The organism is Bordetella tumulicola, assembly GCF_965138755.1.
Lineage (GTDB): Bacteria > Pseudomonadota > Gammaproteobacteria > Burkholderiales > Burkholderiaceae_B > Bordetella_A > Bordetella_A tumulicola.
On sequence record NZ_CBCSFP010000009.1, the window covers coordinates 181,658 to 195,828 of the forward strand.

The 14,171-nt window shown below is 61.9% G+C and carries 14 protein-coding genes; 5 read left to right on the top strand and 9 right to left on the bottom strand.

Features of this window, described 5'->3' with window-relative positions; all coding sequences use genetic code 11:
• Window positions 1-86 precede the first annotated feature (86 nt).
• The 3 genes from zapD to ACNAZS_RS20070 all read right to left on the bottom strand — a co-directional run bounded on the left by zapD (window position 87) and on the right by ACNAZS_RS20070 (window position 2,464).
• The gene (zapD, locus tag ACNAZS_RS20060; protein WP_415792263.1) at window positions 87-839 is read right to left on the bottom strand and encodes a cell division protein ZapD; all 753 of its coding nucleotides are present in this window, start codon (window positions 837-839) and stop codon (window positions 87-89) included.
• 41 nt (window positions 840-880) lie between these two features.
• Entirely contained in the window at window positions 881-1,525 is a 645-nt protein-coding gene (gene coaE / locus ACNAZS_RS20065) for a dephospho-CoA kinase (protein WP_415792264.1), read from the bottom strand.
• A 69-nt stretch (window positions 1,526-1,594) separates the two neighbouring features.
• On the bottom strand, window positions 1,595-2,464 hold the full coding sequence (locus ACNAZS_RS20070; RefSeq protein WP_415792265.1) for a prepilin peptidase: 870 nt from the start codon (window positions 2,462-2,464) through the stop codon (window positions 1,595-1,597).
• 248 nt (window positions 2,465-2,712) lie between these two features.
• Between ACNAZS_RS20070 and ACNAZS_RS20075 the strand changes: the two genes are divergently transcribed.
• Both ACNAZS_RS20075 and ACNAZS_RS20080 read left to right on the top strand, forming a co-directional pair.
• Window positions 2,713-3,450, top strand: coding sequence for a copper resistance protein NlpE N-terminal domain-containing protein (locus ACNAZS_RS20075; RefSeq protein ID WP_415792266.1), 738 nt, complete (start codon window positions 2,713-2,715; stop codon window positions 3,448-3,450).
• A 49-nt stretch (window positions 3,451-3,499) separates the two neighbouring features.
• Complete coding sequence (locus tag ACNAZS_RS20080; RefSeq protein WP_415792267.1) at window positions 3,500-5,515, top strand: PIG-L family deacetylase; 2,016 nt, start codon at window positions 3,500-3,502, stop codon at window positions 5,513-5,515.
• Here the strand turns inward: ACNAZS_RS20080 and ACNAZS_RS20085 are convergent.
• From ACNAZS_RS20085 to ACNAZS_RS20100, 4 genes are all read right to left on the bottom strand, one after another.
• The gene (locus tag ACNAZS_RS20085; RefSeq protein ID WP_415792268.1) at window positions 5,488-5,727 is read right to left on the bottom strand and encodes a LuxR C-terminal-related transcriptional regulator; all 240 of its coding nucleotides are present in this window, start codon (window positions 5,725-5,727) and stop codon (window positions 5,488-5,490) included. The genes ACNAZS_RS20080 and ACNAZS_RS20085 overlap by 28 nt on opposite strands.
• 136 nt (window positions 5,728-5,863) lie before the next feature.
• Window positions 5,864-6,706: a pantoate--beta-alanine ligase gene (panC, locus tag ACNAZS_RS20090; RefSeq protein WP_415792269.1), complete on the bottom strand. Its 843-nt coding sequence runs from the start codon at window positions 6,704-6,706 to the stop codon at window positions 5,864-5,866.
• A 33-nt stretch (window positions 6,707-6,739) separates the two neighbouring features.
• Window positions 6,740-7,627, bottom strand: a complete 888-nt coding sequence (locus ACNAZS_RS20095) for a segregation and condensation protein A (RefSeq protein WP_415792270.1) — start codon at window positions 7,625-7,627, stop codon at window positions 6,740-6,742.
• Window positions 7,628-7,660: 33 nt separating this feature from the next.
• On the bottom strand, window positions 7,661-7,849 hold the full coding sequence (locus tag ACNAZS_RS20100; protein ID WP_415792271.1) for a DUF3460 family protein: 189 nt from the start codon (window positions 7,847-7,849) through the stop codon (window positions 7,661-7,663).
• A 166-nt stretch (window positions 7,850-8,015) separates the two neighbouring features.
• Here ACNAZS_RS20100 and ACNAZS_RS20105 point away from each other — a divergent pair, with 166 nt between their 5' ends.
• Both ACNAZS_RS20105 and glpK read left to right on the top strand, forming a co-directional pair.
• Window positions 8,016-9,380: a DHA2 family efflux MFS transporter permease subunit gene (locus ACNAZS_RS20105; RefSeq protein ID WP_415792272.1), complete on the top strand. Its 1,365-nt coding sequence runs from the start codon at window positions 8,016-8,018 to the stop codon at window positions 9,378-9,380.
• A gap of 34 nt (window positions 9,381-9,414) precedes the next feature.
• Window positions 9,415-10,959 carry a glycerol kinase GlpK gene (gene glpK, locus ACNAZS_RS20110; RefSeq protein WP_415792308.1) on the top strand — a complete coding sequence of 515 codons (1,545 nt, stop codon included), beginning with the start codon at window positions 9,415-9,417 and terminating at the stop codon, window positions 10,957-10,959.
• A gap of 63 nt (window positions 10,960-11,022) precedes the next feature.
• On the opposite strand, the gene ACNAZS_RS20115 is transcribed toward glpK, so the two are convergent.
• Entirely contained in the window at window positions 11,023-12,048 is a 1,026-nt protein-coding gene (locus ACNAZS_RS20115) for a Bug family tripartite tricarboxylate transporter substrate binding protein (RefSeq protein WP_415792273.1), read from the bottom strand.
• 194 nt (window positions 12,049-12,242) lie between these two features.
• Between ACNAZS_RS20115 and ACNAZS_RS20120 the strand changes: the two genes are divergently transcribed.
• Window positions 12,243-13,388 carry a glycosyltransferase family 4 protein gene (locus ACNAZS_RS20120; RefSeq protein ID WP_415792274.1) on the top strand — a complete coding sequence of 382 codons (1,146 nt, stop codon included), beginning with the start codon at window positions 12,243-12,245 and terminating at the stop codon, window positions 13,386-13,388.
• A gap of 7 nt (window positions 13,389-13,395) precedes the next feature.
• Here ACNAZS_RS20120 and ACNAZS_RS20125 read toward each other — a convergent pair whose 3' ends face one another.
• On the bottom strand, window positions 13,396-14,136 hold the full coding sequence (locus tag ACNAZS_RS20125) for an amino acid ABC transporter ATP-binding protein (protein WP_415792275.1): 741 nt from the start codon (window positions 14,134-14,136) through the stop codon (window positions 13,396-13,398).
• Window positions 14,137-14,171: the final 35 nt, after the last annotated feature.

Sequence of the window (14,171 nt, forward strand, 5' to 3'; positions counted from 1 at the left end):
CATAGGCGTCGGGAGCCGCTATTGTCCCCTAAGTCGACTGGATTACGTCATGTCAGCCATCGAACTGAAATACACCGTAATGGAAATCACGCACTGCACAGCGACATCTGGAAGTGGATATCTTTCGCCACCTGTTGTGGCTTGGACTCACCATCCTGGGACGAAAACCGAATCCAGATCATGTATTTGTTGGCGCTGATTTCAGGGAAAGCGCCTTGAGCCGGATCTACCCAAACCCGTAACAGCTGAAACAACTTGCCGGCCAGCATTTGCTGGTAGCCTCCCTGCTCGGCCACGATGTCGCTGCGACGGCCGGCCTCGCGCAGCAAGCGCAGCGCCATCGCCACCGCCTCGTACATGGGCCGCAGGGGCGCGCTCCAGGTTTGCAGGTCAGCGCAGCGGTCAGATTCGGATTTGTGCTGCCACGCATGGTACGACGGCATATCGACCTGCGTCGCGCCGCCCGGCACTGCCAGGCGCCCCCGCAGGCTGATCAACCATTCGTTTTCACGCAGGGGCTGACCTGCGCGGCCCTGGCTCGCCAGGGTGCTGACGGTGCGCTCCATGTCGCCTAGCATCGTTTCCAGAGCGTCTTGCGCCACGCCGGGATGATCGCGCAGGGCCACTAGGGCCATGCGCTGGCGCTCGAGGTCTTGCAAGACGGAGGTTTTGATGTCGGCCCGCTCGGTCGCATCAAGGATATCGAACAAGGTCGAGATGGCAATCTGATGGTGGCGTGAATCGCCCTCACGGGCAAAATAGAACAATCTATCGAATAGATATTCCAGCCGGAGATAGGATCGGATGCGCTCGTTGAAAGGGTATTCGTAAAGAATCACGCTTGCTACAGGCCTGTTGGTGATCGACCCCGTGGGCCGGGTTATTCAGGAAAGCCGGCCACATCAATGAGCGGTCGGCGCGCTGCCGTCGCCAACTGGCACCAGCGGTCGTGCAGAACCTTTGCCCGCGCCTGCAACGCCTGGACAGTGGTCGCGCCATCATTCACGATAACGTCATCCGCTGCCGCCAGTCGGGTTGCCCGCGCGGCCTGTGCTGCCATAATACGCTGGATAGCCTCCGCCGTCAGCCCACTGCGGCTCTGCACCCGGCGAATCTGCGTTTTGGGGTCGCAATCGACCACGCAGATCCGGTCGACGCGATCACGCCAACGGCCAGATTCAACGAGCAACGGCACGACATAGACGAGATAATCGCCCTGCGCCTGTGCGGCCGCGCGCTGGGTTTGCGCACCGATGAGAGGATGCAAAATGCCCTCCAGTCGCGCGCGGGCGTCGGGTTCGCGAAAGACCAGATCACGCATCCAGGTGCGATTCAACGCCCCGCCGGCTGTGATCGCCACGTCGCCGAATGCCTCGCGAATCGCGGCAATGGCGTCTCCGCCCGGCGCGGTCAGGTCATGTGCGATGGCATCGGTATCCACGACCGCGGCCCCCCACTCGGCCAGCATGTCCGCGACACGCGTCTTGCCAGAGCCGATCCCGCCGGTCAGGCCGATCTTGTACATCCTGGATCCCCTACGAAGTCATACTGGTTGCTCGAGCATACGCTGCCCCGGCGTTTCGCAGCAATGCCCTCAAAACCATGCTGCACGCCCCGCCACGGCGAACAGCGTTACCAGGCCGGCCAGTGCCAGATAGGGTCCGAAGGGGAGTGCCTGACCGCGCTGCGCGTGCCCGCTAAAGCGCAAGCAGACCGCCGCGGCCACGCCGGCCAGCGACGCGACCAGCAGTAATCCTGGCAGCGCCGCCAAGCCAAACCACGCCCCCAGCGCGGCCAGCAATTTGAAATCGCCATACCCCATTCCCTCACGTCCCGTTAATAATCGAAACATGTGGAATAACAACCATAAAAAGAAATAGCCGACTGCAGCCCCCAGCACCGCGAGCGGCAGCGGTGTCAGCGCACCGCTCAAGTTGACCAGCAATCCCGTCCAGACCAGCGGCAAGGTAATGACATCGGGCAGCAAGCTCGTCTGCAGATCGATCCACGACAACGCCACCAGCGCCGCACAGAATCCCATGGCACAGAGTGCGATCGGGGTCGGCCCAAAACGCCAGGCACACAGGGCGAACAAGACCGCCGTCAGAATTTCAGTGACTGGGTAGCGCCAACCGATCCGCCCACGGCAGACCGCACAGCGCCCGCGCGACAGCGCCCAGCCCAGGAGTGGCACGCGTCGCCAATCGCGTATTGGCGCTGCACAAGCCGGGCAGTGCCAGCCTGGTCGCCACAACGTGTAGGCCGACGTCGATGTCAGCGTCTCATGGTGGGCCGAGTCGCCCTGCTGTCCCTGCTGATAGGCTTGGACCTGTTGCTGCCAGTCGTGCTCCATCATGCGCGGTAGGCGATGTCCCACGACGGTGAGCCAACTTCCCACCAGCAGGCCCAATGCCGCGGCCAGGGCAATGGCCCACACGGGATCAACAGCAAAGAGGTGCCACATAAGCATTCGTACAGGGCGGGAAAGCCCACAGGGAAACGCCGCATTATTCCGGCATGCGCGAAATAGTTCAAACCACCCATGGCAATTTAACGGATCGGGCGGTTTTCGCTTGATCCTGCAAAGACGATCCTTCACCTCTGCCGTCCAGCGTTTATCCGCTCACGCCAAGGATCAGACTACTGGTATCGGAGGCGGGCATAAATGCGTAGAATTCCGCACATACTCACTATTTACTGCTGCGCTCAGCCATGTCCACCTCTGTGCTTATCCAGTCTCGCCGTCGCCCTCTATCCTTGATCGTGCTCGCCTTGGCTGGTGCCGTGCTGATCACCGGCTGTGCAAAGCAGCGCACTGAGGGTTACTACAACCCGCCTCGGGCCAGCTCCTCGAGCGACGCGTGGAATCAGGCCCAGGGATCGGATTACCTGCCGTTGGTACAGGCCCCTTCGCAATTGCAGATCGAACTGAAAGCCCCGCCCCCTGGCCAGGCTCGCAAATCCGCTCCCACCGCCGAACAAGCCGCACAGAAGCAAGCGGTGGCCGACGCACGCGCCGAAGCCTCGGCCGAAGCCGCGGGCAGCACCTCTGCCGCGGCCCATGCCCTGGTGCCGCAGGCCCAGACGTACACGGGCACCCTGCCCTGCATGACGCCGTCGGCACAGTGCGCCGCCCAGCGCATCACCCTGACCCTGGCGCCGAATGGCCGCTGGCGCAGCCGATCGGCGAATATCGATAGCGCTGGCACGCAGGGCACGCCCTTTGCCCAGCAAGGCTGCTGGGATGCCACGGCAGAACGCCCGCCACGCGTGCTGCTGGCGGATGCGGCTGGCAATCAACGCATCGAACTGATCGTCTCGGCGAATAACGTCCTGCGTGTCGGCTCGGTCCTGGGTGTCACGCCCAATCTGAACTACAGCCTGAAGCGCCAGCCCGATCTCGACCCCATCGACGAGCTCTCAAAAGAAGCCGCCCCCAAGTGCGTCTGATGCGCGCCTGAATCTACACACCGCGTTATCTCGCTAGCGCTCAGTCGTCATGCGCCGCTATTCGGCTAGTGTGCCTCGCACGATTCGCCTCGCGCTCGCCTATTTCATTGGGCTGATGTTTGCCGCCACGGCCTTGGGAGCGCCGACGCTCGTCGTGCCGCCCCCGCCATCGCTGATCGAGTGCCAAGGCGTCAAGGACCTGACGTTTGTCGCGCACCTGGACGACGATTTGTTGTTCATGAACCCTGATATCGCCTCGAATATCCAGGCAGGGGCCTGCGTACAGGTGGTGTACCTGACGGCCAGTGACGCCGGCGAGGGCGAAGGCTATATGCTCGGACGCGAACGCGGGGTAAGGGCCGCTTACGCGTACATGGCCAAACAGCCTGATTTATGGAAAGAAGACATGGTGCAGGTGGGCACCTACCATATCGCCCGCTTTACCCTGCAAGGCAATCCGCATGTACAACTGTGGCACATGCGCCTGAAAGACCCTTGGCTGGGAAAAGGCTGGGGCAGCCTGACACCACTGAGCCAGGCAGAGTCCGTGCCCGGCATGAGCGTCGAGACCTTGGGGCCCTATCGCGACGTCTACACGCGCGATGACCTGGTGCAGACACTAGCCAACATCATCAATGGCTATAACCCAACCACCGTACGCCATCTGGACGATACGATTGCCGTTCCGTATACCAAGCTCTGCTGGCGCTGCGCGGGTCACGGACACCCTGACCACATTGCCAGCGCGCGATTGGTACGCGAGGCCATTGCGCAAGCTCCCGGCAACTATGCCGAGACAGGTTATATCGACTATCCCAGCCAGGAGCACGAGGCCAATCTGGCCGAAACCGAAATCGCCCACAAATCGGAAATCTTTCGGCAATACGCCTGGAACGACTATCACTATTGCGCCGGACCACAAGGTTGCCAGGAGCCGGCCGGTCCCGCTGCGGCATGGGTGCGCCGCTCGTACTATGTCTCTCGCCAGGATGTAGCGCCGGAGCTCTTTGCGGACCCTCAGGGCGGCCTGATGGTCTTCGCCGCCGGCGAAAACAACGACGCCGTCAATATGTGGGACGGCCGCAACCGTCAATGGAGCACGCTGGGCGGCCGCACGGCGGGCCCGCTCGTGTCCTTTGTCTATCCGGACGCCACGGTAGGGCTCTTTGCCCGCGATACGCTAGGCGGGCTGTGGGTCAACAAACAAAAACCTGACGGGACGTGGAAAGGCTGGCAGGCCATGGCGGGCCTGCGCGTCACGCGTCCCCCGGCGGTGGCCCCCCACGGCGATGCCGCCGCAATCGCCATGGGCAACGACGGCCGCTATTATTGGACCGCGCTGACCGGGCTGGACAGTGGCTGGTCCACCTGGCAAGCCCTGCCCCCTTTGCCCCACGCGCGCGGCAATGCGGCCATTGCCAAGACGAGCGATAATAGTTTCATCGCCTTTGCCGCCGACCAGTCGGGCCACGTGTTTGTCAGCACGCAGCATGGCCCACCCACGGCATTCGCCTGGAGCCCGTGGCAACGCATGTCGATTCCTCTCAGTGAGGGCGGATTGGCCGCGATTCGCAACGGCAACGGGCTTATCGAACTGTACTTGCGCAACCAGAACAATCGACACCTGACACGCATCGTCCAGCGCATCCCGCCAACGGCGGAATCGGTCATCGGACAGCCTCTACAGTGGATGGCCGCCACCGACCTGGGCATCGAGTATGTGGGCAAGCCTGCGATAGGTCTGGACCAGAACGGTGAGGTCGTGGCATCGGTACTTGAGCGTCCGGGCGGACCGCTGTGGCTGGTCGAGAATGGGCAAGCCACACAACTGGAGTCCCAGGCGGCATCGTTGCCGGCCATGCGCCTATTGCACGGCACACTGTATGTGGTGGCCCGCAGCGCCGGCCATCTGCAGACCTATCAGGTCATGGCACGCAACCATGAGGGGATCTGGGCAACGGCCTCGGCCATTGGGGCACTGCCCGACGCCGGAGGCGGGCCTTTTATCGGCATGACCGCTACGGCGGTCATCAATAGCTATGAGGGCAAGCGACAACTGCCGTGACGACACAGGCAGCACGCCAGCTCGACGGTGTTGCGCACGCCTAATTTGCGCAGGATACGCGCGCGGTGCGCCTCGGCCGTACGTAATGAAATGCCCAGCTCGATGGCCACCACCTTGTTAGGTTGACCCGTCGCCAGATACGGCACCACCTCGCATTCGCGAGGCGTCAATAGACGCGCAACGGCGCCAGGCAGCGCGGGGAAATCCGACATTCATTTCTCTCTTGCATCGTAATATTGCAAGAGAGTTTGCCAGCGTCGCGGGTCGCCTGACAGCTGTCAATCCTGACAGGGTCACGTTGTCATGCAACCGGTCGCGAGGCGACCCGTCCGATGCCTAGCGCGCCAGTCAGAGCTCCAGATTGTCGATCAAGCGCGTCGCGCCCAGCTTGGCCGCGGCCAGCACCACCAGGGGTTCGCCCGCGGCGATCTCGGCGGCCTCGGGGCGCAGCAGATCGCGCTGGCGGCGCACCGCCAGATAGTCGACCTGCCAACCGCGCGCATCAAGCGCCTGGGTGGCGTCACCCTCGATGGTCGCCAAGTCCTGCTCGCCGGCGGCCACACGCTGCTTGATGGACTGCAACGCCGCGTAAAGCGCTGGCGCCTCGGCACGGTCTTCGGGAGACAAAAAGCGATTACGCGATGACAACGCCAGACCGTCCTCGGCCCGTACCGTTTCGTGCGCCAGGATATCGACGGGCAGTTGAAATTGCCGGCACATCTGACGCACAACCATGAGTTGTTGATAATCCTTTTTGCCAAACACCGCCACGCGCGGCTGTACGCACGACAACAGCTTTAACACGACGGTACTGACACCGCCAAAAAAGCCTGGGCGGAATTCACCCTCGAGGATGTCACCCAAATCGTCGGGGGGCTGCACGCGATAGCTTTGCGGTTCGGGATACATCTCGCGCTCGTCCGGCGCAAACAGCACGTATACATCGCGCTCACGCTCGAGCTTGGCGATGTCGTCCGGCAGGGTGCGCGGATAACGGTTGAAATCCTCGTTCGGGCCGAACTGTAGGCGATTCACAAAAATGCTGGCAACGACCGGATCGCCATGCTGGCGAGCCATTTTCATCAAGGACAAATGCCCTTCGTGCAAATTGCCCATCGTGGGCACAAACGACACGCGGTTCTGACCACGCAACTGATCACGCAGTTCTTCAATCGTGTGAACGACTTTCAAAGAGGATCTCCGAAAACAAGAGAGGCCGCGCGCTCAGGCTGCAGCAGCAACACTGGTATAAGCCAAGCGCACGTAAATGGGGGCGTAGGGCTCGGCCTGGGTGATTTCCAGGAGCGACTCGCGGGCGAGTTCGAGCATGGCGATGAAATGCACCACCACGACCGCCACGGGTGCGCCCTCGAGGATGCGCTCCATGAACAGCTCGCCGAACTCCATGAATCGCACATCGTTCAGACGTCGCAGAATGTGCGTCATGTGATCGCGAACGGAAAGCTGCTCGCGAGTGATGTGGTGGTGCTGGTTGAGCTTGGCGCGCTTGAGAATATCGGCCCATGCGGCACGCAAGTCGTCGACGCTGACATCGGGCTCCATGCGCTCAAAACTGATATCCGCGACGGCCTGGGCGCGGCTGAAATCGCGGCCCAGTTGCGGCAACGCGTCGAGCTTTTGTGCAGCAAGCTTCATTTGCTCGTACTCGAGCAGGCGGCGCACCAGTTCGGCACGCGGGTCTTCGGCTTCTTCGCCCGTGTCGGATTTCTTGACCGGCAGCAGCATGCGCGACTTGATCTCGATCAGCATGGCTGCCATCAACAGATACTCGGCGGCCAGCTCGAGGTTGTGCAGCCGAATCTGATCGACGTACGACAAGTACTGACGCGTGACATCCGCCATTGGGATATCGAGCACGTTGAAGTTTTGCTTGCGGATCAGATACAGCAGCAGATCGAGCGGCCCCTCGAACGTCTCGAGAAAAATCTCCAGCGCATCGGGCGGGATATACAGATCGGTCGGCAGCTGAAACAGCGGCTCGCCATACAGGCGCGCGAACGCCACGCTATCGACGACGTCGGGCGTGCTGTCTATCTGGGGTTCCACCAGAGCAGCCATGGCGTCGCCGGAAACGGGTGGTTTCGAAGGCATATGGGTGCGTGACGTGTCGCGGTCGACTGACGATCAGTCGGCCTGGTACACGTAGGGCTTTTGCGGCACGCGGGCAGCACGGAAACCTTCGAGGAGTTCGGGGTTTTGCGGTTGGTCCCAGAGGCGGGCACGCCCCTCAAGCTGACGTTCCTCGGTATCGGGATGCGACGCCTTGTAGGCCTTGAGGAAGCGGGTGATTTCAGATTCGTAGTTCTTGGCCATGACATTAGGGTCAACAGGTTGCGGATACGGCAAGTTTACTTCAGCCCGGCACATCCCCGGGCGTTACAATCAGGAGGCCCCTCCGCCCTCTGTCGACATGCCGCCCGAATCCACTAGTACCACCTCGCCTCCCTCCTCTGCGCCGGACACTGCCCGCGCAGCCCGAATGATCCCCTTCATCGTGGGATGCGCACTGTTTATGCAGATGCTCGACTCCACGGTCGTCGCCACGGCATTGCCCGCCATGGCGCAGGCGCTGAACTCGACACCCGTGCGGCTGAATGTGGCGATCACGTCCTATTTGCTGGCGGTGGCGGTTTTTGTGCCAATCAGCGGCTGGGCGGCCGACCGGTACGGCGCGCGACGCGTCTTCATGGCAGCCATTGCACTGTTCACCCTCAGTTCCATCGCCTGTGCCGCGGCAGCAACCGTTACGCACCTCGTGTTGGCACGCATTGCGCAGGGCATGGCCGGCGCCATGATGGTGCCGGTGGGCCGCATCATTTTGCTACGCGTGGTACCTAAACAAGACCTGCTCAAGGCCATGTCGTTTCTGTCCATTCCCGCTCTGCTGGGGCCGGTCATCGGCCCGCCAGTCGGGGGGTTCATGGTCACCTACATGTCCTGGCACTGGATTTTCCTGATCAATATCCCTATCGGGGTCATCGGCATTTGGCTGGTGACTCGCTACGTCCCCGAAATCCGCGAGGCCTCGACGCCCCGATTGGACTGGCCGGGCTTTATCTTGAGCGCCGTGTGTCTGGCCACCCTGGTCAGCGCGTTTGAGGCGCTGGGGCACAGCCTGGTCTCGCCACCGGTCGTGATCGGCCTGGCTGTCGTGGGATTGCTGTGCGGCGCACTCTATGTGTGGCATGCCAAGCGTGCCGAGCACCCCATCCTGGATCTGACGCTGATGCGCGAGCCCACGTTCGCGATTTCGGTGCTGGGCGGCAACCTCTGCCGTTTCGCGGTAGGCGCCATGCCGTTCCTGCTGGCGCTGCAGCTACAGGTAGCCTTCAATATGACGCCGTTTGCCGCCGGCCTGATTACCTTTGCGAGCGCCGCCGGAGCGCTGCTGATGAAATTCGTCGCCACGCCCATCGTGCAGCATTTTGGCTTTCGGCGCGTCCTGACCGTCAACGCCCTCCTGACCGGCGCGTTCATTGTCGCTTGCGTGGCCTTTACACCCGCCACGCCGGCGTGGGTGATGATCGCCATTTTGCTGGCCGGCGGTTTTTTTCGCTCGCTGCAATTTACCGCCGTCAACACGTTGACCTTTGCCGATATGACCCCCGAACGCATGAGCCGCGCCAGCAGTTTCTCGGCCATGGCCCAGCAACTGGGTATCAGCCTGGGGGTCGGCGTGGCGGCGGTGACGATCAATCTGAGCATGGCCGCACGCGATGCCGCACGTATCGCCAGCAGCGATATCATGATCGCCTTTACCGTCATTGGCCTGCTTTGCGCGGCCTCGACGTTTTCTTTTCGGCGACTGCCACCGGCCGCCGGCGCCCAGTTGCAGCAGTCGTAGCCGCACGCCAACCCGCTTACGCCGAGGTCCAATCATTATGAAAAACGCGTTCATTCTGGCCCTGGACCAGGGCACCACCAGTTCACGCGCCATTGTGTTCGATCGCCAGGGCATGGCACGTGGCGTCGGGCAACGGGAGTTTCAGCAGCACTATCCGCAGCCCGGCTGGGTCGAACATGACGCCAACGATATCTGGCAAAGCCAGCTGGAGGTCGCTCGCATCGCGCTGCGCAATGCCGGCGCCACGGCGGCCGACATCGCTGCGATCGGCATCACGAACCAGCGCGAAACTACCGTCATCTGGGATCGCGCCACGGGACGCCCCCTGGCCCGTGCGCTTGTCTGGCAAGATCGCCGCACCGCACCGTTCTGCGACGAATTGCGGGCGCAGGGCCACGACCGCCTGTTGCAAGCGCGCACGGGGCTGGTGCTGGATGCGTATTTCTCCGGCACCAAATTGGCCTGGCTGTTGGACAACGTCCCGGGCGCACGCGCGGCCGCGGAACGCGGCGAGCTGGCGTTTGGCACCATAGACACTTGGTTGGTCTGGCACCTGACGGGTGGCGCCGTACACAGCACCGACCCCAGCAATGCGTCGCGCACACTGCTGTTCGACATCCACACCCAGGACTGGAGCGACGAGATCCTGGCGCTGCTCAACATCCCGCGCAGCGTCCTGCCCTCGGTGGCGCCCAGCAGCGCCGAGATCGGCCGTACCCTACCCGAGTGGTTTGGCGGGCCGATCCCCATTGCGGGCGTTGCGGGCGATCAGCAGGCCGCTACCTTTGGCCAGGCCTGCTTCGAGCCCGGCATGGCCAAGAACACCTATGGCACGGGCTGCTTCATGCTCATGAACGTCGGCAACCAGCCCGTGGCATCGCATAACAACCTGTTATCCACCATCGGCTGGAGCCTGCCATCGACCGGGGCGCGCACCGGTCAACCCATCGCAGCCGGGCAGCCCACCTACATGCTGGAAGGCGGTGTCTTCATGGCGGGCGCCGCAGTGCAGTGGCTCCGTGACGGGCTAGGCATTATTCAGCGCTCCGACCAAGTCGAGGCGCTGGCGGCGAGCGTACCGGATACCGAAGATATCTTTCTGGTGCCTGCCTTTGCCGGCCTGGGGGCTCCCGACTGGGATCCCTACGCACGCGGTACGCTCGTCGGGCTCACGCGCGGCACGACACGCGCCCACATCGCGCGCGCCACACTGGAGGCCATTGCCCTGCAAAGCGCCGAACTGATGACCTGCATGAAAGCCGACAGCGGTATCGAACTGTCAGAGCTGCGCGTCGATGGCGGCGCGGCACGCAATGATCTGCTGATGCAAATGCAGGCGGACTTGCTAGGGGTGGCAGTCGTGCGTCCGCGTGTATCGGAATCCACGGCCCGCGGGGCCGCAGGACTGGCGGGATTGGCCGTCGGCTTTTGGTCCGGACAGGATGAGTTCGCCAGCCAATGGGCAGCCGAACGCCGCTTTGAACCCCAATGGAGTACCGATCAACGTACGGCAAGGTTGGCGCGATGGCGCCAGGCGGTAGAGCACGCCAAAGGCTGGGCACAACCGGACGACGCCTGAATCGACGGGCCCGCTGCGCCGGCCTCGTTCAGCGGCTGAGGTCGCCCCAGCCGCTGAACGTGTTTAGTTCAGGCTGGCGCCCGATAGTTTGACGATTTCCTGGTACTTCTCTTTTTCTTTTTTCGCGAATTCGGCGAAGGCTTCGGCCGTCATCGGCTCGGCTTCGGAGCCCATGGCCAACAGGCGTTTACGGACCTCCGGATCGCGCAACGCATCGCTGTAGGCCTTGTTCAGCTTGGCCACCACCTCTGGCGGGGTACCGCCCGTGGTGATGATGCCGAACCAGGTCCCCAGGTCAAAGCCCTTGACCCCGGACTCGTCCATGGTAGGGACGTCGGGCAACAGGGACGAACGCTCCAGCGTGGTCACGGCGATGGCTTTGACTTTGCCGTCCTTGATCATGGGCGCGGAGGCAGCCAGGTTGTCGAACATGAAATCGGACTGCCCGCCAAGCAGGGCCAGTTGTGCGGGGGATGCCCCCTGGTAAGGAACATGCACAGCCTGGATGCTGGCGCGGGCCTTGAGGAGTTCGCCTGCCAAGTGGCCTGCGCTGCCGTTGCCACCCGAACCGTAATTCAGGCGATCCGGGTTTTTCTTGGCGTAGGCGATCAGGTCGGCCAGCGAGTTGATATTGTTGGTCTTGGCGAAGTCGACGTTCATCACCAACACGTTGGGCACGGAGGCGACGAGGGTGACAGGCGCGAAGTCCTTGACCGGATCGAAGGGCAGATTCGAGAATAGCCAGGGATTGATGGCCTGCGTCGCGACAGCTCCCATACCCAGGGTATAACCGTCGGGCTCGGCCTTGGCCACCAGATCAGCGCCGATGTTGCCACCGGCGCCGGCACGATTTTCGACAATGATGGGCTGACCCAGCGAGACGCGGACTTTCTCGGCCAGGAAACGGGCGGTCGTGTCCAGCGGGCCGCCTGGAGGATACGGTACGATAAAGCGCAGAGGCTTGTTGGGGAAATCAATACTTTGTGCGACAGCCGGCCCCACACAAGACCAGGCCGCGGCCAGAGCCACGACGCCGCGTACCAAGGCGCGACGGGTAGAGGAAACAGAGAGATAGTGCGGGTTACGCATTTGTTTTGGTCTCCAGTATGGACTTGCGTGCGGCCGCTAGCATACCCCAGCCCCGTTTGCGTGATAGGACAGGCTGTTTATCCGGGCATCGTTGCAGGCGGCACAGCATAACAAAGATGCTTATTTTTACATTATAAAATAATAATGACAGCGGATTGATAGGTAACGTTCGAGGTTTACGTTAGCTTCAATCAGTGAACATCCTCTACACCAACTTTCACGCGGGTCCGGACGCCGGTGGGCACACCATTTATGTATCGCGGCTGGCGGCTGGCTTATCAGGACAATGTCGCGTCACTGTGGCAGCCCCTGCCTCAAGCGCGCTGTACGCGCTGGCCGGACAGATTCCCGGCGTCGCGCGACACGCGCAGGACTACCCTTCGCGGATATACAAACTTGCTGCCGCCTTGCGCACAATGCGCGCCCTGTTGAAAGCAGGACGTTTCGATGTCGTGCACGTCAACGGATCAGCTGACCATCGATTGGTGATCATGGCAACGCGCTTCATGAAAAACAAGCCGCGTATCGTCTTCACCAAGCACAACAATATTCCTATCTCGCGCGTCAGCGCCACATTACGCGCCCGTTTTGGCACCGACCACGTTATCGCGGTATGCAAACACGTCGAACGGTCCGTGCAGAACAGCCCTTATGCCGCATGCGCCATCAGCACCGTCTTCAATGGCGTGGACACGACGTTCTTCAGCCCGACTAATGACACCGAGGCCGCCGCTGCTCGCCGCAACTTGTTGGGCGAACACATCGAAGGCCGTATCGTGCTGGGCAGCAATGCAGGCACCGCCTCTTACAAGGGCTGGCTCGACATCGTGCGCGCCGTCGCCCTGCTGCCCCCCGAAATCGCCGATCGCTTCCATATTGCACTGGCTGGCGAAGCATTCAGCAAGTCTCAGCAGGCCGAACTCGACGCGTCAGGCGTGAAAGACCGCGTCACCTATGCTGGCTCGCTCAAGGATGTCCGCGCTTTCATTGCCGCGATCGATGTGGGCTTCGTTTTGTCTACCCGGGTGGAGACGATCTCGTTTGCCTGCCGCGAGATGATGGCCATGGCAAAACCCGTAATCGTGACTGACTATGCCGGTTTGCCCGAGAACATTGACCGAGGCCGCGACGGCTGGGTAATCCCCCCGGCCCGGCCCGAAACGCTGGCTGAGTTGCTGCGCGACATCGCTCGTGGCACCTACGACTTGCGCGAAATGGGGCGGGCTGCCCGCCTTAAGAGCCTGGAATCGTTCGGCCTGCAGCGCTTTCTGGAAGGCACCGCTCACGTATATCGGACGGTAACCGGGCTGCCTATGGCAGCCCAGCCGTTGCAGCCCTAGCCGCCCTTTAGTGCAGGATCTGGCTCAGGAAGTGCTGCGTACGTTCGTTCTGAGGGTTATCAAAGAACTGATCCGGGCTGTTTTGCTCGATGATCTCGCCGCGATCCATAAAGATCACGCGATCAGCCACTTTGCGGGCAAACGCCATTTCATGGGTCACGCACAGCATGGTCATGCCGCTTTCCTGAGCCAGCGTCACCATCACGTCCAGCACCTCTTTCACCATTTCCGGATCCAGCGCGGAAGTCGGCTCATCAAACAGCATGATCTTGGGGCTCATGCACAAAGACCTCGCGATCGCCACGCGCTGTTGCTGGCCGCCGGAAAGCTGGCCGGGATATTTGTTGGCCTGCTCCGGAATGCGCACGCGCTCCAAGTACTTCATGGCGGCGGCTTCGGCCTCGGCGCGCGATTTCTTGAGCACCCAAGTGGGACCCAGGGTCAGGTTTTCCAGCACCGTCAGGTGCGGAAACAAATTGAAGTGCTGGAACACCATGCCCACATCGCGGCGAATGGTTTCGATCTGCTTCAGATCGTTGGTCAGTTCGGTGCCATCGACAATGATCTGCCCTTGCTGGTGTTCTTCCAGGCGGTTGATGCAGCGGATCATGGTCGATTTGCCCGACCCTGATGGACCGCACACCACAATGCGTTCGCCCGGAGCGACGTCCAGATTAATGTTGCGCAGTACGTGAAACTGACCGTACCACTTGTTCACGTCCTGCATGCGGATGATGGCATCGCTCATGCCTGTACTCCCAAAAAGTGCGCCTGCCCGAGCCG